We start from the raw sequence: 19,108 nt of genomic DNA on the forward strand, positions 1-19,108 counted from the left end.
GGGCCGGCGGCCGCGACGAGGTCGACGGTGGTCGATCGCTTCCCACAGCCGTGCCGCCCGGACGCTCTCTCCACAGGGTGTCGGCGGCCCCGAGCGGATCCCCGATGCGCTGGGTAGCGTGCTGGTCACTTCGTCGCAACGCCCTCATACTGGGATGGTGATCACCGTGTCGCTCGACAACTGGGTCTCGCTCATCGTCATGGTCACGGCCCTGGCAGGCGCGTACGCCGCCCTCCACCGCGACCTCAAGCGAGAGACGGGCTTCCTGCGGACGGAGCTCAAGCAGGACATGACCGAGCTCAAGCGGGACATGGTCGAGGTGCGGACGGAGCTCAAGCAGGACATGACCGAGCTGCGGACGGAGCTCAAGCAGGACATGACCGAGCTGCGGACGGAGCTCAAGCAGGACTTGACCGAGGTGCGAGCGGAGCTCAGATCTGACCTCGCAGGCGTCCGGGTGGACCTGAAGGCGGACATCGCCCGGCTCGACGACAGGATCTACGGTCTGGCCGCGGGCATGCGACCTCCGTGGGAGCAGAGGCACGCCGACTGATCGATCTCAGAAGCGCTTCGACCACACGTTGACCGCATAGTCGACATCGAGCCCCTGATGCTCGGCGAGGATCGCCTCGGCCGCCGACGGAGCGAACTCGATGCGGACCACCGCCTCCAGGTCCGCTCGGTCAAGGAAGCGCCAGCCCATGTCGACGCTGTCCCGCTCCCAGCCGTGCATCGACCAGAAGCGTTCCACCGCTCCGGGGTCGAGATCCGGGTAGCCCCGCCGGAACCACCGGCCGAACGTGGATCGGGTCGCGTCGTTGTCGATCACCAGCGCGGTGCCACCGCGACGTACGACACGGTCGAGCTCGGCCAGGCCGGGCTCGCTCCCGGGACCGAAGAAGTACGCCCACCGGACGTGCACGACGTCGACGCAGGCATCGGGCAGGGGGATCGCCTGGGCGGTCCCCCATCTCACCTCGACGTGCCCGAGCCGTCGGGTACGGCGCCGCGCCAGGGCGACCAGATCCGGATGCGGCTCGACCCCTACGACCGATCGGGCCGTCTCGGCGAAGGCCGGCAGGTGGAAGCCGGTGCCGCAGCCGAGGTCGAGAACGTCGCGGCCGTCCCAGGCGGCGATCGACCGGATCCGCGACCAGAGCCGTCCGTCGGGATCGGCCGCCCGGTTCTCCGCCTCGTAGGTGGAGGTGTGGTGCCAGATGTTCGGGCTCGGCACCGCTCCGGGAGCCGGCCCGGTCACCGGCGCGTCCTCAGATCCGGACGTCGCCGTTCGGAGTGGTGAACTGTGCGGCCAGCAGGCCCGGGGTGCCGTGCTCGGCGACCCAGCGCATCGCGACGTCCTCGGCCGGACGGCCGGTGTAGGGGTCGGTGCGCTCCTTGAACTCGTCCGCCAGGTAGTCCTTGACCCGCTGCTTCTCGCCGGAGATCTCGATGCAGGTCAAGGTGACGTCCGAGCCCGCGTTGCCCGGGTGGAGCTCGGGGGTGAGCCAGTGGATGAAGTAGGGCAGCTGGGGGTCGGCGATGAGGCCGTTGATGCCGATCTGCTTCCACAGCAGCTCGGTGCCGTCGGGCAGGTGCCGGTTGCCGTCGACCCACGGACGACCGAGGCGCTCCTCGACCGGCGCCATGTCCTCGACCGAGACCACCCAGCCCATCCAGCCGCCACCGAGGGCGGAGCGCGTCTTCACGGCCTGGCCGAAGGGCGCCTTGTCGGAGGCGGGGTGGTCGAGTGCCTCGACGACCTCGAGGTAGATGCCGCCGCGCAGCGGGAGCGTCATGTTGCGGGTCCCGAAGCGGGGGTGGACACCCCCGTCGACGAAGTCCTGGCCCAGCAGGTCGCCGAGCCGCTTCGCGGTGCTGATCAGACCGTCGGGGCCGGCGGCGTAGGAAAGGTGGTCCAGGCGCATGCTCTGATTCTGAACACACCCTGGCCCTACACCAACACGGGGGTCCTGGTGTCTTGACGTCGAGACAGTGGGACGCGGGTCAGTGCGGGTCGGCAGGGTGGATCGCGAGCAGCGAGCGCGAACGCAGGTGGGCCTCGCAGTGCTGGGCCAACTCGGCGTAGGCCGCCTCACCCATCAGCGCTGTCAGCTCGGCGCGGCTGGTCACATAGAGCGGCTCCGCTGCCACGTGCGCGGCCGGGTTCCCGGTGCAGTACCAGTCGAGGTCATGGCCTCCCGGTCCCCAGCCGCGGCGGTCGTACTCCCCGATGCTGACCTCGGTGTAGGTCGATCCGTCGGGCCGCTCCACGTCACGGAACGTCCGCCGCAACGGCAGCTGCCAGCACACGTCGGGCTTGGTCTCGAGGGGATGGCGACCCTGCCGCATCGCGAGGAGGTGCAGGGCGCACCCGGCGCCCTGCTCGAACCCCGGCCGGTTGTGGAAGACGCAGGCCTGCTGGCCGTCGACCTCGACGGCGAGGGTCTTGCGCTCGCCCTCGTCGTCGGTCTCGATCCAGTCGCTGCGCTCGACCGGGCGGCCTGGCGGTCGCAGCTGCCACAGCTCGCCGCTCAGCTCCTCGACGAACGCCGCGACACGGTCCTCGTCCTCCTGGTCGGCGAAGTGGGCGCCGAGCGTGCAGCAACCGACGTCGGGGGCCGACGAGTAGATGCCGGCGCAGCCCTGCCCGAAGATGCACGTGTAGCTCGAGGTCAGCCAGGTGAGGTCGCAGCGCAGCACCTCCTCGGCGTCGTCGGGGTTGATGAACTCGACCCAGGCGCGAGGGAAGTCGAGCGGCACTTCGGGCATGCGGCGAAGCGTACGACGCATTGACGTCCGCCGCGCTGACGCGGCGCCGCCTCGATCGCCCGGTAGCGTGGAGGCATGCGGCTGGGCGTGCTCGACATCGGCTCCAACACCGGTCACCTGCTGGTGGTGGACGCGCACGGCGGTGCCGCCCCGCTGCCGGCGTACTCCTACAAGCAGCCGCTGCGGCTGGCCGAGCATCTCGACGAGCACGGCGCCGTCACCCGGCGCGGGATTGACGCGCTGACGGACTTCACCGCCGCGGCGCTGGGGGTCGCCGAGGACAAGGGCTGCGCCGAGATGCTCTCCTTCGCCACCTCGGCGGTGCGCGACGCTGTCAACTCCGACGCCGTGCTCGACCACGTCCGCGAGCAGACCGGGGTGACGATCGAGGTCCTCGCCGGCGAGGACGAGGCCCGACTCACCTTCCTGGCGGTGCGCCGCTGGTTCGGCTGGTCGGCCGGGCGGCTGGCGGTCTTCGACATCGGCGGCGGCTCGCTGGAGCTGGCCGGCGGAAGCGACGAGGCACCCGACGTCGCGTGGTCCTTGCCGCTGGGTGCGGCCCGGCTGGCGAGCACCTTCTTCGCGGACGTCACCCATGCGGCCGCCGAGGATGTGATCCGTGACCTGCGCCGGCAGATCCGGGCCTCGATCGCCCACGATGCGGGGCACCTCATCCGGGCGGGCGCCTGCGACAAGGCGGTCGCCACCTCCAAGACGTTCCGCAGCCTGGCCCGGATCTGTGGCGCCGCTCCCAGCGGCGACGGCCCGCTCGTGCGCCGGGTCCTGCCGCTGGAGGAGCTGCGCCGCTGGGTGCCCAAGCTGGTCTCGATGTCGCGCCGGGAGCTCGCCGAGCTGCCCGGCGTCAGCGCCGATCGTGCCCACCAGATCGTGCCCGGCGCCTTCGTCGCGGAGGCCTGCATGGACATCTTCGATCTGCCCGAGCTGGAGATCTGCCCCTGGGCATTGCGTGAGGGCGTGATCCTGGAGCGGCTCGACCAGATGAGCGTCCGCCTCCGATGACCCGCATCGGTCTCTCGACGGTCTCGGTCTACCCCGAGTCGACAGCGCACGCGTTCGGCTACGCCAAGTCCGTCGGCTACGACGCCATCGAGGTGATGGTCGGGGTCGACGCGCTCTCCCAGCAGACCTCCGCCGTCCTGCAGCTGAGCGAGCACCACGACGTACCCGTCTCCGCGGTGCACGCGCCCTGCCTGCTGTTCACCCAGCGGGTGTGGGGCACCGATCCCTGGGGCAAGCTCGAGCGCTCCGCGGAGATGGCGCATGCGGTGGGAGCCGGCACCGTCGTGGTACACCCGCCGTTCCGTTGGCAGCGCGACTACGCCGCCGCCTTCGTGGAGGGGATAGCGAAGATGGAGGCCAACACCGGGCTGTTCTTCGCCGTGGAGAACATGTATCCCTGGCGTGCGTCGAAGCGCTCCATGCAGATGTACCTGCCGCACTGGGACCCCTCGACCGAGGACTACGCGAACACCACCATCGACCTCTCCCACGCCGCGATCGCGCAGGACGACGTGATAGCGATGGCGGACCGGCTCGGCAGCAGGCTCCGGCACATCCATCTCACCGACGGCACCGACGGAGCCAAGGACCAGCATCTCGTGCCCGGCCGCGGCGACATGAACGCCGCCGCCTTCCTGCGTCACCTCGCCACGACCGGTTTCGAGGGCGAGATCGTGCTGGAGATCAATACGCGCAAGGCCGCCTCGAAGGCCGACCGCGAGGCGGACCTGCGCGAGTCGCTGGAGTTCGCCCGCGAGCACTTCCGGGCGTGAGGGTGGCCGGCCGGCCGCGCCGCTAGCCTTCCCCCATGAGCACCGCAGGGACCATCGCGATCATCGGCGTCGGCAACATGGGCGGGGCCGTGCTGGCCGGTCTGCTCGAGGCGGGTCACGCGCCCGAGACGGTGATCGCCGGCGTACGCCGTCGCGAGCAGGCGACCGAGCTCGCCAAGGCCCACGGTGTGGCGGCGCTCGGCCCCGCCGAGGCGGCCGAGAGGGCCGACGTGCTCGTCCTCGGGGTGAAGCCGTACCAGGTCGTCGACCTCCTCCGCGACCTTCCGCTGCGCGCAGGCCACCTGGTGGTGTCCCTGGCGGCCGGCCTGACCACCGCGTCGATCGAGGCGGCCGTCCCGGCCGGCGTCGGCGTCGTGCGCGTCATGCCGAACACCCCATCGGCGATCGGCGAGGGCATGTCGGTGATCTCCGCCGGCGCAACGGCCACCCCCGAGCAGGTGGCGGTGACAGAGGAGCTGCTCGGCGCGATCGGTGCGGTGGCGGTGGTGCCGGAGTCGCAGATCGACGCCGCGGCCGCCATCAGCGGCTCGGGACCGGCCTACGTCTTCTACATCGCCGAGGCGCTGATCGAGGCCGGCGTGCACCTCGGGCTCAGCCGTGCGGTCTCGGCGCAGCTGGTCAACCAGACCCTCGTCGGCTCCTCGTTGATGCTGCGGGAGTCGGGCACGCACCCGGCCCTGCTCCGGGAGAACGTCACCTCGCCGGGCGGGACCACCGCGGCGGCCCTGCGGGTCTTCGAGAGTGCCGGGCTTCGCGGCACCCTGCTCGAGGCCACCCGGGCCAACCGCGACCGGTCGCGTGAGATCGCCCGCGGCGAGGGATGACGGCGCCCGGTACCGTCGGGTCCATGGATGCGTGCTCCGGCCGGTCGGCAGTCGTCTACGACGCCGGCCTGGGGGAGTACGACTTCGGGCCGCGGCACCCGATGGCGCCGCTGCGGGTCGCGCTGACGATGCGGTTGGCCGGTGACCTCGGCGTACTCGACCGGTTGGAGGTCGTCCCCGCCCCGATGGCCTCGCTCGACCGCCTGGCCACCGTGCACGACCCGGCCTTCATCGAGGCCGTGGAGAAGGCCGGTGCCTCGATGCGGCCCGACCTCGAACACGGACTCGGCACCGATGACAATCCGCTCTTCCCGCAGATCCACCACGCCAGCGCGCACATCGTCGGCGCGAGCGTGGAGGCCTGCCGTCGGGTGTGGGAGGGCGAGAACATCCATGCCGCCAACCCCATGGGCGGCCTGCACCACGCCATGCCCGACCGGGCCAGCGGCTTCTGCATCTACAACGACGTGGCGGTCGGGATCCGGTGGCTGCTGGACCATGGCGCCCAGCGGATCGCGTACGTCGACCTCGACGTGCACCATGGCGACGGGGTGGAGCGGGTGTTCTACGACGACCCGCGCGTGCTCACGATCAGCCTGCACGAGACCGGGCAGATGCTCTTCCCCGGCACCGGCTTCGCCTCCGACGTCGGCGGCCGCGACGCGCAGGGCAGCGCCGCCAACGTCGCGCTGCCACCCGGGACCGCCGATCACGGCTGGCTGCGGGCGTTCCACGCGGTGGTGCCGGACCTGGTGCGGGAGTTCCAGCCGGACATCCTGGTGACCCAGCAGGGCTGCGACTCGCACGCCGAGGACCCGCTCGCCGACCTGATGCTCAGCGTGGACGGCCAGCGCGCCGCGTACCTGGCCCTGCACGAGCTCGCCCACGAGGTGGCCGGGGGGAGGTGGGTGGCCTTCGGCGGCGGAGGGTACGCCGTGGTCGACGTGGTGCCGCGCGCGTGGACCCACCTGCTGGCGGTGGTCAGCGGGACACCGGTGGAGCCGTGGGTCGAGGTGCCGGGCGGTTGGCGCGAGCACGTCCGCGAGCTGGTGGGGGTGGAGGCGCCCCGACTGATGACCGACGGCAAGGTCGCGGCGTACCGTGACTGGAGGCAGGGGTATGACCCCGGCACCTGGCTGGACCGCCAGATCAACGCCACGCGCATGGCGGTCTTCCCGTTGCACGGACTCGACCCGCTGCCCTGAGGTACGGCCCGATCCGGAGGGTCTGATGGCTTGCTTGCAAGGCGACACGCCGTACGTTTGAAATTCCCACAGGTTTCCTCTTCCCCATCAGTCACAGCGGGCACTAATCTCACGGACAGCACAGCGCGTGTGAGCATCGGTGGGGAAGCCGATGGCGCGTTGAGAAGAAAGCGTGGACACGATGGCTGCCAACAAGCCCGGTGACATCTCTGACAGCACCTTCCTGACCGTCGCCGAGGTGGCCGCCATGATGCGGGTCTCCAAGATGACCGTCTACCGGCTCGTCCACAGTGGCGAGCTCCCAGCCGTTCGGGTCGGCCGTTCGTTCCGTGTCCGCGAGGAGGACGCGAACGACTATCTGAAGAACTCGTTCTACAACGCCGGCTGACCGGCCGGCCGCACGGCCGCCGGCGCATCGGTCGCGAGTCGGCGGTCTCGCTCCTCGCACCGATTCCGCTCCGCTTCACCGCGACCGTTAGGCTGGCCCGACCGGCGGATGTCCTCCGCCGGTTCGCCGGCGAAGGTCGTCGGTTGAGGTGAAAGGTTGCATCAGTGGGTTCTGTCATCAAGAAGCGTCGCAAGCGGATGGCGAAGAAGAAGCACCGCAAGCTGCTGAAGAAGACGCGCGTCGCCCGTCGCAAGCTCGGCAAGTGACGCTCCGATCACGCTGATCTCGCGTTAGAGCCGGTGGCCAGCGCAGGGCGGGTCGTTCTCGTCACCGGGGTCTCTCGAGACCTCGGGCGCAGGTTCGCGCGCGCTGCCGCGGCTCATCCCAACGTCGAGCGGGTGATCGGCGTCGACGTGGTCCCGCCTCGAGGCGACATCGGCGGGATGTCGTTCGTCCGGGCCGACATCCGCAATCCGGTGATCGCCAAGGTGATCGCCAAGGAGGACGTCGACACCGTCGTCCACCTGAGCATCATCTCGACCCCTGGCAGCAGCGGCGGCCGGTCGATGATGAAGGAGCTCAACGTCATCGGCACGATGCAGCTGCTCGCCGCATGCCAGAAGTCGGCGACGGTGCGGCACCTCGTGGTCAAGTCCACGGCCCACGTCTACGGCGCGAGCAATCGCGACCCCGCGATGTTCACCGAGACCTCCGAGACCCGGCGCGCCGGTGGCGGATACGCCAAGGACGTCGCCGAGATCGAGGGCTACGTCCGTGGCTTCGCCCGGCGCCGTCCCGACGTCTGCGTCACGACGCTGCGCTGCGCCAACGTGATCGGCCCGAAGGTCGACAGCCCGATCACCAGCTACCTGCGGCTGCCGGTCATCCCCCGCCGGATCGGATTCGACCCGCGCCTGCAGTTCCTGCACGAGTCGGATCTCTACGCCGCCCTCGGCCATGCCGTGCGCGCCGAGACGTCCGGCACCTTCAACGTCGCCGGGAACGGCGTGATGCCGCTCTCGCAGGTCGTCCGGCGCCTGCGCCGCCCGACGATGCCGGTGCCGTCCTTCGGCCTCGGCCTGCTGCGCCCGGCCCACGTCGCCCCGGTCTCGCCGGAGTTGCGCGCGCTGCTGACCTACGGCAGGGGCATCGACACCACTCGCACCCGTGAGGTCCTGGGCTTCGAGCCCACCTACTCCACCGCGGCGGCCCTCGACGACTTCGCCAGCGACCTCGTGCCCACCGGCGGCCGGATCGACGAGATGCTGGCCGCTGTCGAGGAGCGACTGCCCGGCCGCACGCCGGTGCCCGACATCGCCTCGATCGGCCGCTCAACGGAGGAGCTCGGTCATGGGTGACGCCGAGATCATCCCGATCGGCACGCGCGGTCGTCCCGGCCGTGGGACCGGCCGCGCCCCCTCCGCCGCGGCGCGGGCGCTCGCGAAGCCCAACAAGGCCGCCGAGACGTCAGTTTCGGCGGACCGAGAGGTCCCGTCCGGTGAGTCGAGTGGCGCCGAGATCGAGGTCGTCCCGGCCGAGGCCGCCGCTCCCGACGAGGCGGTCGCCGTCGAGAGCACCGTCACCACGCAGGGCGCGGCGTACAGCGAGGACCGCGGGCCGTTGCGCGGCATCCCCACCGCCGACTGGCAGGCGGCCCTCGACGTGGCCGCGCGTGAAGTCTTCGGTGAGGATTGGGAGCGGCAGCTCGCCGGCTTCCTGGCGTTCCTGCGCCGACGCGTGCGGGGCGAGTACGTCGTCGACGACTTCGGCTTCGACGCCGAGCTGACCCGGCGGTTCTTCATCAGCCTGCTGCGTCCGATCGCGCAGAAGTGGTTCCGCATCGAGGTCCGCGGGCTGGAGAACGTCCCGGCCGAGGGCGGCGCCCTGGTGGTCTCCAACCACTCCGGCACGCTGCCCATCGACGGGCTCATGACGATGGTGACGCTGCACGACCACGCCGCTCGCTCGCTGCGGCCGCTCGGCGCGGACCTGGTCTTCCGGTTTCCGTTCGTCGGCTCCCTGGCCCGCAAGGGCGGGGTGACGCTCGCCTGCACCGAGGACGCCGAGCGGCTCCTGCGCGCCGGTGAGCTGGTCGGCGTGTGGCCGGAGGGGTTCAAGGGCGTGGGCAAGCCCTACAGCGAGCGCTACAAGCTGCAGCGCTTCGGTCGCGGCGGATTCGTCTCGGCCGCGCTGCGCACCGGGGTGCCGATCGTGCCGCTCTCGGTGGTGGGCGCAGAGGAGATCTACCCGCTGGTGGGCAACATCCCGGCGCTGGCCAAGGTGCTGGGGGTTCCCTACCTGCCGATCACGCCGTTCTTCCCCTGGCTCGGACCGCTGGGGCTGATCCCGCTGCCGTCGAAGTGGCTGATGGAGTTCGGCGAGCCGGTCCGCACCGACGAGTACGACGCGAGTGCGGCCGACGATCCGATGCTGGTCTTCAACGTCACCGACCAGGTGCGCGAGACGATCCAGCAGACGCTGTACTCGCTGCTCATGCAGCGGCAGTCGGTCTTCCACTGATCAACGGCGCTTGGCGCAGTGCTCCTGGTCCGCTGGGGCGCGGGGCTCGGCTGGTCATGCGGGCGCCTGGGGGCAGGCCTACGGCCGCGCGACGGCTCGTTCCTCGCCGGCGCGTCCTCCGGCAGCGCCCCTGGCGGCGCCCATGACCAGCCGGGCCCCGCGCCTCGCTCTATCGGCGGCGCCGATGACCTGCCGGGCCCCGCGCCTCGCTTCATCGGCGGCGCTCCTGACGTGCCGAGCGCCGCGCCTTGAAAGGCGAGGATCAGGGAGCGGGGGTCTTGTTCGTGCCGAGGACGCCGCCGACCAGGCCGTTGACGGTGCCGAGGAGGGTGTCGACGGTGCCGCTGAGGCCGCCGGTGACGTCCTTGACCGTGTCGCCGAGGCTGGTGGGCGTCGAGGTCGGGTTGGCCGGCAGCACCTTGGTGATCGGGTCCGACTTCTTGGACGGGTCGGACTTCGACGAGGTCTGGGTCGAGGGCTGGGCGGACGGGTCGACGTTGGCCGGGCCGATGCTCGGGGGGACGGTGGGCAGCTTGATCGGCTTGCCGCTCTTGGTCGTCGAGCTGCTGGAATGCTGGGACTGCAGCGTCTTGTTCAGCGACTCCAAGGACGTGGAGACCGGGGTCAGCAGCGACTCGGGGAGCTGGGTGATCGGGCTGCCGCCGCAGGCCGGGCAGGCGTTGTGGGCGGCGGTGTCGATCGTGAGGACCGTCTGGGCCGCCTCGGTCAGGGCCTGCTTGGTCGCGTCCGGGACGAGCGGCTCGAGTGCCGTCAGCTGGTCGATGCTCTGCGCGGTGAACTTCTGCAGCTTGGTGATCGAGCCGGTGTCCTGATGATCCGCGTAGTTGCTCAGCAGCAGGTCCGAGGCTCTCTTCGCCTGATCGCTGAAGGCGTTCAGCGTGCTCGTGATCTCGCTGCTGTCGTCGGAGGAGCGAGCGAGGTCGCCGACCTCGTCCAGACGGGTGCGGGCGTCGCTGAGCAGCGCCGAGCCCTTGCCGTTGTCGCTGGGGGTGATGCCGGTCCGCACGTTCTCGATGGCGCGCTTGACCGGGTAGAGCGGCTCGCCGGGGAGGGCGCCCTGCGAGGCCAGCGCCGTGCCTGCGCTGGCTCCGACGATCGCGAGCGAGGCGATGCCGACGGTGAGGCGGCGCTCGTGACGACGGCGGGTGACAGGGTTGGTCCGGACCGTCAGGCGGTCGTCGACGTCGCTGGCCGACCTCAGCTCGGTGGCGGCGGCGGCCATGAGCCGCTCCCGCAGATCGGCGGAGAAGGACGGGCGGGGCGCGACCGGGGGCAGGTCGCTCAGGCTCGCGGCGAAGGCCGCCAGCTCGGCCGTCTCGGGGCTGGCGGACCCGGAGGCGGGCTTGCCCTGCCGAGCGGCCTCGACCAGTCGGTCGAACTCCTCGGCACGGCGGCGCGTGCTGAACGCCGGGCTCATCGCAGTGGTCCTACTCGGTCGGTGTGGGCGAGTGCAACAGGGATCGGAGCGTGCAGGGTGGTGTCGCTCCGCACCCCAAACGAGCCGCGGGCACCGAAGGTTACGGCCGTGGAAGACGTGATCATGGTGGCGCCCATCACCCACGCAGCCCTTCCGGCATCAGCTTCGCCAGGTTCCGTACGCCGCGCAATTGGAGCTGCTTGACAGCGCCGTCGCTGCGGCCGAGCACCGCCGCAGTCTCGGCGATGGAGAGACCCTGCAGGAACCGCATGACCACGCAGTCGCGTTGCTCGTCGGGCAGCTTGGCGAGCGCCTTGAGGAGGACCTCGTTCGTCAGGCTGGCGAGGACCGCCGACTCCGGCCCCTCGGTCGCGTCGTCGTGCTGGCCCATGTCCTCGGTCGCCATCTCCAGCCGGGTGCGACCCGCCTTGAAGTGGTCGGTGGCGAGGTTGCGGGCGATCGTCATGAGCCAGGCGCCGAAGTCCTTGCCCTGCCAGCGGAATCCCGTCATCGAGCGCAGGGCCCGGAAGAACGTCTCCGAGGTCAGGTCCTCGGCCAGGGTGGCGGAGCGGGTCCGGTAGTAGAGGAAGCGGTAGACGGCGGTGTGGTAGTGGTCGTAGAGCATGCCGAACGCGTCGGTGTCGCCCTTGCGGGCGAGCTCGACCAGGGCGATCAGGCGAGCGCGCTCGTCCGCCGAGACCTCCGAGGAGACGGCCAGCGCCTCGTCGTCGGGACCGTCGCCGTTGCTGCGGGCCGGATCGCCGCTCGCGTCACCACCGGATGTGCCCCCGGAGTCCCCGCCGCGGTCGGTGGCAGCGGGGGAGGATGCCTCGGAGTAGAGCACCTGCGCCGGGACGCCCGCGAGCGCCGGCTCGCCGAGGAGCGCAGCGACGGCTGCGCGGAGCGCATCGAGCCCCCGCGCGAAGTCCTCGCCGTACCGTGGCATGCCCCTGTCCCTCCCCCCGGCCCTGAGACGAACGCCACTCTACGGGCCGGCCCCATGCTTGTCAGTCGCCCAGTACCCAACTGGCCCGTTCGGGCTAGCGTGCTGTGACCGATCGGTAGGTCTAGCGGCGCTTCTCGCGCAGCGTCGAGGCGGCGGCGAGCGCCCCTGCGGCGGCGCCGCCCACCAGCCCGGCGGCGAACCCGACCCGGGCCGCCTTGCGTCCGGTGCGGTAGTCGCGGATGGGCCATCCGTGGGTCTTGGCATGACGACGCAACCGGACGTCGGGGTTGACGGCGCACGGTCGACCGACGAGCTGCAGCAACGGGAGGTCGTTGGCGGAGTCGGAGTAGGCGGCGCACTGGCTCAGGTCCAGCCCCTCCCGCGCCGCCAGTGCCTTGACCGCCTCGGCCTTGGCCGGACCGTGCAGCATGTCGCCGACGAGTTGCCCGGTGTAGACGCCGTCGACGTGCTCGGCGACCGTGCCCATCGCGCCGGTCAGACCGAGCTTGCGGGCGATGATCTGGGCGATCTCGACCGGAGCGGCGGTGACGAGCCAGACGCGCTCGCCCTGGTCGAGGTGGAGCTGGGCGAGCGCGCGGGTGCCGGGCCAGATCCGGTCCGCCATCGCCTCGTCGAAGATCTCCTCGCCCACCTCCTGCAGCTCGCCGACGGTGTGGCCGGCGATGAAGCTGAGCGCGGAGGTGCGAGCGGCCTCGACGTGCTCGGGGTTCTCCACGCCCACGAAACGGAAGTAGGCCTGCTTCCAGGCCGCGCCGGCGATGTCGCGCGTAGTGAAGAACTTGCGGCGGTACAGGCCGCGGGCCAGGTGGAAGATGGAGGCGCCCTGCATCACCGTGTTGTCGACGTCGAAGAAGGCGGCACTCACCGACTCGTTCGGCGTCGTCAGCGCCGATTCGACCTCGGCCGTCGCGGCGGAGGCCTCGCCGGCCAGCACCGAGCGGCGCTGCAGGTCCTTGCGGCGCAGCTCGTCGCGGCGACGCTGACGGTCACGAGCGGTGCTCATGCCCGCCACCCTAGGGGGTGTACGGCGATGGGCGACACTGGTTCCGTGGCTGCACGCATCACCCTGTACTCCCGTCCCGGCTGTCATCTGTGCGACGCGGCTCGCTCGGTCATCGAGCGGGTCTGCGCCACGCTCGGGGAGAGCTACGTCGAGTACTCGATCGACGACGACCCGGCGCTGCGCGAGCGGTACGGCGAGGAGATCCCGGTGACGCTGGTCGACGGTCGCCAGCACGACTTCTGGCGGGTCGACGAGGCGCGCCTGCGGGCGGCGCTGACCGCCCCGGCTGTCTGATCGATCACAGCTTGTGCTAGCCGATCCCGCTGGTTTTGTTCTCCAGTTCACAAACTCCTAGAGTGAGGAGGCCGCTGGGCGACCCCGGGTTGTGACAGGCCCCCACCCTCGGCGTGGCATGAGAGAGCACACAGTGACGGCACGAAGCAACGACAGTGCCCGGGACATCCCCGAGGCGACCGTCGCCCGGCTTCCCGTCTACCTCCGTGCCCTCGTCGCCCTCGCCGAGCGGCAGATCAGCACCTGCTCCAGCGAGGAGCTCGCCACCGCGGCCGGGGTCAACTCCGCGAAGCTGCGCAAGGACCTGTCCTACCTGGGCTCCTACGGCACCCGCGGCGTCGGCTACGACGTGGACTACCTGCGCTACCAGATCGCCCGCGAGATCGGCGTCACCCAGGACTGGCCCGTGGTCATCGTTGGCATCGGCAACCTCGGTCACGCGCTGGCCAACTTCTCCGGATTCCGCAGCCGCGGCTTCCGGGTGGTCGGTCTGCTCGACGCCGACCCCCACATGAGGGACCAGACCGTCGCGGGCCTGCCGGTCCGGCCCTTCGACGACCTGCGCGAGATCGCCACCGAGAACGGGGTCGCCATCGGGGTCATCGCCGTCCCGGCGGTCGCCGCCCAGGCCGTGGCCGACGCGCTGGTCGACGCCGGCATCACCAGCATCTTGAACTTCGCGCCGACCGTGCTGGCGGTGCCCGACCGCGTCGACGTACGCAAGGTCGACCTCTCCATCGAGCTCCAGATCCTCGCCTACCACGAGCAGCGGAAGGCGGTGCAGACACTGTGAGTGTCCTCGTCGTCGGAATCAGCCACAACTCGGCACCTGTCCAGCTTCTCGAGCAGCTCGCCATCGATCACGATGGTCTGCACAAGCTGCTCCAGGACGTGGCCCACAGCGAGCACGTCACCGAGGCGACGGTCATCGCCACCTGCAACCGCCTCGAGGTCTACTCCGAGGTCGACCGCTTCCACGGCTCGGTCGAGCAGCTCTCCCGTCTACTGGTCGAGCGGGCCGGCGTCCGGGTCGAGGACGTCCTGCCGCACCTGTACGTGCACTACGACGACGGTGCCGTCTCCCACCTGTTCAAGGTGGCCGCCGGCCTGGACTCGATGGCCGTCGGCGAGGGCCAGATCCTCGGTCAGACCCGGGCCGCCCTCCAGCTCGGCCAGGAGCTGGGCACGGTCGGACCGGCACTGAACACGCTCTTCCAGCAGGCGCTGCGCGTCGGGAAGCGCAGCCACGCCGAGACCGACATCGACAAGGCGGCGCCCTCCCTGGTCAGCGCCGCCCTCGAGCGCGCCCGGGCCACCGTGGGCGACGTCAGTGGCCTGCGCGTGGTGGTCATCGGCGCCGGTGCGATGGCAGGGCTGGCCACCGCGACGGCCTCCCGGCTCGGCGCGCGCGAGATCGTGGTGGTCAACCGGACGCCCGAACGGGCACAGCGGCTCGCCGCAGAGTACGGCGGCCGCGCCGCGGCGCTGGCCGACATCGCGACCGAGGTGTCCCGGGCCGACATCGTGATCGCCTGCGCCGGCGCCAGGAGCGTGCTGGTGACGCCCTCGATGGTCGGCACCAGGCCGGTGGCGCTGATCGACCTCGCGCTGCCGCACGACGTCGACCCCGCCTGCGCCCAAGTACCGGGGGTGAGCCTGATCGACCTGGCCACGCTCGCCGAGGAGCTGCAGGCGTCCGAGGCCGGTCAGGAGGTCGTCGCCGTCCGCGGCATCGTCTCCCAGGAGGTCACCGCCTTCCTCGCCGCCCGCCGACAGGCGCAGGTCACGCCGACCGTGGTGGCACTGCGCACGATGGCGACGAACGTCGTCGAGGCCGAGATGGCCCGGCTGGACGGCCGCCTGCCCGATCTCGAGCCGAGCACCCGCGACGAGCTGCTCCGCACCGTACGCCGCGTCGCCGACAAGCTGCTGCACGAGCCGACGGTGCGGGTCAAGGAGCTGGCCAACGACACCGGCGCCATCTCCTACGAGCGAGCGCTCGCGGAGCTGTTCGCGCTGGACCCCGAGGCCGTCAGCGCCGTCACCCGGCCCGGACTCGGGGAGGTGGACTCGTGATGCGGCTCGGCACGCGTCGCTCGGCGCTCGCGATGACCCAGTCCGGCCACGTGGCGGACGCGATCCGCGCGCTCGATCACGACGTGGAGCTGGTCGAGGTCGTCTCCGCCGGGGATCGCACCCAGGCCGCCGGTACGCCGATCACCGGCACCTCCTCGACCGGTGTGTTCGTCAGCGCGCTGCGCGTCGCCCTGCTCGCCGGCGAGATCGATTTGGCCGTGCATTCGCTCAAGGATCTGCCGACCTATCCGCACGAAGGCGTGACGCTGGTCGCGATCCCACCCCGCGAGGATCCGCGCGATGTCGTGGTGGCCCGCGACGGGCTGACGCTCGGTGAGCTCCCGCAGGGCGCCCGGGTCGGCACCGGCTCGCCGCGGCGCGCGGCCCAGCTGCACGCCCTCGGCCTCGGTGTGGAGGTCAGCGGCGTGCGTGGCAACGTCGACACCCGCGTCGGCAAGGTCCGCAGCGGCGAGTACGACGCCGTCGTGCTCGCCCGGGCCGGCCTGGCCCGCATCGACCGGCTCGACGAGGTCACCGAGGTGCTCGATCCGCTGCAGATGCTGCCGGCCCCCGGCCAGGGCGCGCTGGCGGTCGAGTGTCGCAGTGACGACACCGAGCTCATCGCCGTGCTGAGCCGGCTCGACGACGCGCGCACCCGTGCGGCCGTCACCGCCGAACGGACCGTGCTGGCCACCCTCGAGGGTGGCTGCACCGCTCCGATCGGGACGCTCGCCGAGGTCGTCGAGGGAGACGACGGCGACGAGCTGTGGCTGCGGGCGGTCGTGCTCTCGACCGATGGCGCGGTGGCGATCCGGCGCTCGGCGTCCGGTGCCGTCTCCGACGCCGCCGGCGTGGGGGAGCGGCTCGCGAAGGACATGCTCGCCGAAGGGGCGGCCGAGCTGTGACACAGGTAGGCAAGCGGGCCCGGCAGTGGGCGCGGACGAGTGACATGGGCAGCGGCGCATCCGGCGTCGATGCTCTCGAGCAGGGAATGGTGCACAGGGCATGACCAACAAGACCCTCAACAAGGGGCTCCACGAGCTGGGCTGGGTGTCGTTCGTGGGCAGTGGCCCGGGTGATCCGGACCTGTTGACGGTGCGAGCCGTCGAGCTGCTCAAGCAGGCCGACATCGTCGTCACCGAGGTGCCCGACCACGCCGCGATGGTGCGCACGGTGCTGGGCCTCGCCGAGGACGGCGACGGTGGACCGGAGCTGGTCGACGGCGGCTTCGGCGAGGACGGCCAGCCGATGACGCACGCCGCCCGCGCCAAGGTCGTGGTCAAACAGGCCAAGCGCGGCGGCCACGTGGTGCGGCTGATGAACGGCGACCCGTTCCTCTACGCCTCCGGTCCGGAGGAGGCGCAGGCCTGCGCCAAGGCCGGGATCGGCTTCGAGATCGTCCCCGGCGTCTCGAGCGTGAGCGCTGTGCCGGCGTACGCGGGCATCCCGCTGACCACCAAGGACCACCGCGAGATCGCCGTGGTGACCTGCGGCGAGAAGGTCGACTGGAGTCGGTACGGCGACGACCGCACCCTCGTGCTGCTCTCCGGAGTCGGCCTGATCGGCGAGGTGGCGGCGGAGCTCGTCGCCGCGGGCCGCAAGCCGGAGACGCCCGTCTCGATCACCCGGGTCGGCACCACCACCGAGCAGTCGACGCTGACCTCGACGCTGGCCGACGTCGCCGCCGACGTACGGGCGGCTCGGATCGCCCCGCCGGCGATCATCGTCGTCGGCAAGGTCGTCGACCTGCGCCAGACCCTGTCCTGGTTCGAGACCAAGCCGCTGTTCGGCTGGCGGGTGCTCGTGCCGCGGACCAAGGAGCAGGCGCCCGCGCTCTCGCAGCGACTGCGCTCCTTCGGCGCCGTGCCCGAGGAGGTCCCCACGATCTCGGTGGAGCCGCCGCGCAACCCGCAGCAGATGGACAAGGCCATCCGCGGACTGGTGGAGGGCCGCTACGAGTGGGTCGCGTTCACCTCGGTCAACGCGGTCAAGGCGGTGCGGGAGAAGTTCGACGAGTACGGCCTGGACGCGCGCGCGTTCTCCGGCCTGAAGATCGCCGCCGTCGGGGACAAGACCTCGGCAGCGCTGCTCGACTGGGGCCTGCGCCCCGACCTCATGCCGGAGGCGGAGAACCAGTCGGCCGCGGGCCTGCTGGAGGTCTGGCCCGAGTTCGACGAGTTGATGGACCCGATCAACCGGGTCTTCCTGCCGCGCGCCGACATCGCCACCGAGAACCTGATCGCGGGCCTGGTCGACCTCGGCTGGGAGTGCGACGACGTCACCGCCTACCGCACCGTGCGAGCGGCGCCGCCGCCGGCCCCGACCCGGGACGCGATCAAGACCGGCAAGTTCGACGCCGTCGTCTTCACCTCGTCCTCGACCGTGCGCAACCTGGTCGGCATCGCCGGCAAGCCGCACACCTCGACGATCATCGCGGCGATCGGACCTGCCACCGCGAAGACCGCCGAGGAGCACGGTCTGCGCGTCGACGTACTGGCCGCCTCACCGTCGGTGGAGGCGCTGACCGAGGCGCTGGCCAGCTTCGGCGCCGCGCGTCGGGCGGCGCTGCTGGAGGCCGGTCAGCCGGTCACCAGGCCCAGCGAGCGCAAGCCGGCTGGCCGCAGGGCCCGGGCCAAGTAGCGTCGGTTCGTCGAGGGAGGCAGCCGGACCGACACTCCCGATGGTGATCTCCGCGCGGGAAGCGCGGGTTGACCTGCATACCTTGACCGACCAGCACCGAGGAGAGTGCCCATGACCGACTTCGAGCGTCCCAGGATCCGCCCCCGTCGCCTCCGCGCGACCCCGGCCCTGCGGCGGCTCGTCGCGGAGACCTCGGTCGAGGCGCGGCAGCTGATCCTGCCCGCCTTCGTCCGCGAGGGCATCGCCGAGCCGGTACCGATCAGCTCGATGCCGGGCGTCGTCCAGCACAGCCGCGACAGTCTCAAGCGCGCCGCAGCCCAGGCCGCCGAGCTCGGTATCGGCGGGATCATGCTCTTCGGCGTGCCCGAGCACAAGGACGCCACCGGCACCGGTGCCTGCGATCCCGCGGGGATCCTCAACCTCGCCATCGCCGACTGCGTCGCCGAGGTCGGCGACGCGCTGCCGGTGATGGCGGATCTGTGCCTCGACGAGTTCACCGACCACGGTCACTGCGGGGTCCTCGACGATCGCGGCCGGATCGACAACGACGCCACCCTGGAGGTGTACGCCGAGATGGCGCGCGCCCAGGCGGCCGCCGGCGCCCGGGTGGTCGGACCGTCGGGGATGATGGACGGCCAGGTCGGCGTGATCCGCGATGCCCTGGACGGGGCGTCACACGAGGACGTCGTGATCATGGCCTACTCGGCGAAGTACTCCTCGGCCTTCTACGGCCCGTTCCGCGAGGCCGTCGACTCCTCGCTGGTCGGCGACCGGCGGACCTACCAGCAAGACCCGGCCAACGCGCTGGAGGGCGTGCGCGAGGCGCTGCTCGACGTCGAGCAGGGGGCCGACATCGTGATGGTGAAGCCGGGCCTGCCCTACCTCGACGTGCTGCGCGCGGTGCGCGAGGCGGTCGACGTTCCGGTGGCGGCCTACAACATCTCCGGCGAGTACGCGATGGTCGAGGCCGCCGCGGAGCGTGGCTGGATCGACCGGGACGCGGCCATCCTGGAGTCGCTGATCGCGTTCCGCCGCGCCGGCGCGGACATGATCCTGACCTACTGGGCAGCGGAGGCGGCCGCGCGGCTGCTCTGAGCGGTCTTGACCCCTGGGGGTCAGAACCGTTTTGACCCCTGGGGGTCAGAACCGTCGCGCAACGGCGCCGAGAAC

Annotated in this window: 21 protein-coding genes; 15 read left to right on the top strand and 6 right to left on the bottom strand. The window is 71.2% G+C overall.

Annotated elements, in window-relative coordinates:
• The first annotated feature begins 157 nt into the window (after positions 1-157).
• The gene (locus P5P86_RS03530) at positions 158-553 is read left to right on the top strand and encodes a hypothetical protein (RefSeq protein ID WP_280609903.1); all 396 of its coding nucleotides are present in this window, start codon (positions 158-160) and stop codon (positions 551-553) included.
• A gap of 6 nt (positions 554-559) precedes the next feature.
• Here P5P86_RS03530 and P5P86_RS03535 read toward each other — a convergent pair whose 3' ends face one another.
• The 3 genes from P5P86_RS03535 to P5P86_RS03545 form a co-directional block, all read right to left on the bottom strand.
• Positions 560-1,258, bottom strand: a complete 699-nt coding sequence (locus tag P5P86_RS03535; RefSeq protein WP_280609904.1) for a class I SAM-dependent methyltransferase — start codon at positions 1,256-1,258, stop codon at positions 560-562.
• A gap of 10 nt (positions 1,259-1,268) precedes the next feature.
• Positions 1,269-1,925 (bottom strand): VOC family protein, encoded by a 657-nt coding sequence (locus P5P86_RS03540; RefSeq protein ID WP_280609905.1) that lies wholly within the window; start codon positions 1,923-1,925, stop codon positions 1,269-1,271.
• A 79-nt stretch (positions 1,926-2,004) separates the two neighbouring features.
• The gene (locus tag P5P86_RS03545; RefSeq protein WP_280609906.1) at positions 2,005-2,769 is read right to left on the bottom strand and encodes a DUF3109 family protein; all 765 of its coding nucleotides are present in this window, start codon (positions 2,767-2,769) and stop codon (positions 2,005-2,007) included.
• A 75-nt stretch (positions 2,770-2,844) separates the two neighbouring features.
• Between P5P86_RS03545 and P5P86_RS03550 the strand changes: the two genes are divergently transcribed.
• The 8 genes from P5P86_RS03550 (at position 2,845) to P5P86_RS03585 (ending at position 9,520) form a co-directional block, all read left to right on the top strand.
• Positions 2,845-3,789, top strand: a complete 945-nt coding sequence (locus tag P5P86_RS03550; RefSeq protein ID WP_280609907.1) for a Ppx/GppA family phosphatase — start codon at positions 2,845-2,847, stop codon at positions 3,787-3,789.
• Positions 3,786-4,562 (top strand): sugar phosphate isomerase/epimerase family protein, encoded by a 777-nt coding sequence (locus tag P5P86_RS03555; protein ID WP_280609908.1) that lies wholly within the window; start codon positions 3,786-3,788, stop codon positions 4,560-4,562. Before P5P86_RS03550 ends, P5P86_RS03555 begins: the two co-directional genes overlap by 4 nt.
• A 35-nt stretch (positions 4,563-4,597) precedes the next feature.
• Positions 4,598-5,407 (top strand): pyrroline-5-carboxylate reductase, encoded by an 810-nt coding sequence (gene proC, locus P5P86_RS03560; protein WP_280609909.1) that lies wholly within the window; start codon positions 4,598-4,600, stop codon positions 5,405-5,407.
• A 23-nt stretch (positions 5,408-5,430) separates the two neighbouring features.
• Positions 5,431-6,612 carry an acetoin utilization protein AcuC gene (locus P5P86_RS03565; RefSeq protein WP_280609910.1) on the top strand — a complete coding sequence of 394 codons (1,182 nt, stop codon included), beginning with the start codon at positions 5,431-5,433 and terminating at the stop codon, positions 6,610-6,612.
• A 181-nt stretch (positions 6,613-6,793) separates the two neighbouring features.
• Positions 6,794-7,000, top strand: a complete 207-nt coding sequence (locus P5P86_RS03570) for a helix-turn-helix domain-containing protein (RefSeq protein WP_280609911.1) — start codon at positions 6,794-6,796, stop codon at positions 6,998-7,000.
• Between the two features lie 164 nt (positions 7,001-7,164).
• Positions 7,165-7,266, top strand: coding sequence for a 30S ribosomal protein bS22 (locus P5P86_RS03575; protein WP_017933175.1), 102 nt, complete (start codon positions 7,165-7,167; stop codon positions 7,264-7,266).
• A 33-nt stretch (positions 7,267-7,299) separates the two neighbouring features.
• Positions 7,300-8,358, top strand: a complete 1,059-nt coding sequence (locus P5P86_RS03580) for an NAD-dependent epimerase/dehydratase family protein (RefSeq protein WP_280609914.1) — start codon at positions 7,300-7,302, stop codon at positions 8,356-8,358.
• Complete coding sequence (locus P5P86_RS03585) at positions 8,351-9,520, top strand: lysophospholipid acyltransferase family protein (protein ID WP_280609915.1); 1,170 nt, start codon at positions 8,351-8,353, stop codon at positions 9,518-9,520. Before P5P86_RS03580 ends, P5P86_RS03585 begins: the two co-directional genes overlap by 8 nt.
• A 262-nt stretch (positions 9,521-9,782) precedes the next feature.
• Here P5P86_RS03585 and P5P86_RS03590 read toward each other — a convergent pair whose 3' ends face one another.
• From P5P86_RS03590 to P5P86_RS03600, 3 genes are all read right to left on the bottom strand, one after another.
• Positions 9,783-10,958, bottom strand: coding sequence for a DUF5667 domain-containing protein (locus tag P5P86_RS03590; protein WP_280609916.1), 1,176 nt, complete (start codon positions 10,956-10,958; stop codon positions 9,783-9,785).
• Positions 10,959-11,094: 136 nt separating this feature from the next.
• Positions 11,095-11,904 (bottom strand): sigma-70 family RNA polymerase sigma factor, encoded by an 810-nt coding sequence (locus tag P5P86_RS03595; protein WP_280609917.1) that lies wholly within the window; start codon positions 11,902-11,904, stop codon positions 11,095-11,097.
• A 121-nt stretch (positions 11,905-12,025) separates the two neighbouring features.
• Entirely contained in the window at positions 12,026-12,928 is a 903-nt protein-coding gene (locus P5P86_RS03600; protein ID WP_280609918.1) for an HAD family hydrolase, read from the bottom strand.
• A 45-nt stretch (positions 12,929-12,973) separates the two neighbouring features.
• On the opposite strand from P5P86_RS03600, the gene P5P86_RS03605 reads away from it, so the two are divergent.
• From P5P86_RS03605 to hemB, 6 genes are all read left to right on the top strand, one after another.
• Positions 12,974-13,222 (top strand): glutaredoxin family protein, encoded by a 249-nt coding sequence (locus P5P86_RS03605; protein ID WP_280609919.1) that lies wholly within the window; start codon positions 12,974-12,976, stop codon positions 13,220-13,222.
• 118 nt (positions 13,223-13,340) lie between these two features.
• The gene (locus P5P86_RS03610; RefSeq protein WP_280609920.1) at positions 13,341-14,015 is read left to right on the top strand and encodes a redox-sensing transcriptional repressor Rex; all 675 of its coding nucleotides are present in this window, start codon (positions 13,341-13,343) and stop codon (positions 14,013-14,015) included.
• Entirely contained in the window at positions 14,012-15,298 is a 1,287-nt protein-coding gene (locus P5P86_RS03615) for a glutamyl-tRNA reductase (protein WP_280609921.1), read from the top strand. Before P5P86_RS03610 ends, P5P86_RS03615 begins: the two co-directional genes overlap by 4 nt.
• Positions 15,298-16,203: a hydroxymethylbilane synthase gene (gene hemC / locus P5P86_RS03620; RefSeq protein ID WP_280609922.1), complete on the top strand. Its 906-nt coding sequence runs from the start codon at positions 15,298-15,300 to the stop codon at positions 16,201-16,203. Before P5P86_RS03615 ends, hemC begins: the two co-directional genes overlap by 1 nt.
• Before the next feature lie 100 nt (positions 16,204-16,303).
• Positions 16,304-17,938, top strand: coding sequence for a bifunctional uroporphyrinogen-III C-methyltransferase/uroporphyrinogen-III synthase (locus P5P86_RS03625; protein ID WP_280609923.1), 1,635 nt, complete (start codon positions 16,304-16,306; stop codon positions 17,936-17,938).
• Positions 17,939-18,049: 111 nt separating this feature from the next.
• The gene (hemB, locus tag P5P86_RS03630; RefSeq protein ID WP_280609924.1) at positions 18,050-19,033 is read left to right on the top strand and encodes a porphobilinogen synthase; all 984 of its coding nucleotides are present in this window, start codon (positions 18,050-18,052) and stop codon (positions 19,031-19,033) included.
• Positions 19,034-19,108 lie beyond the last annotated feature (75 nt).

Source organism: Nocardioides sp. BP30, from assembly GCF_029873215.1.
Classification (GTDB): Bacteria; Actinomycetota; Actinomycetes; order Propionibacteriales; family Nocardioidaceae; genus Nocardioides.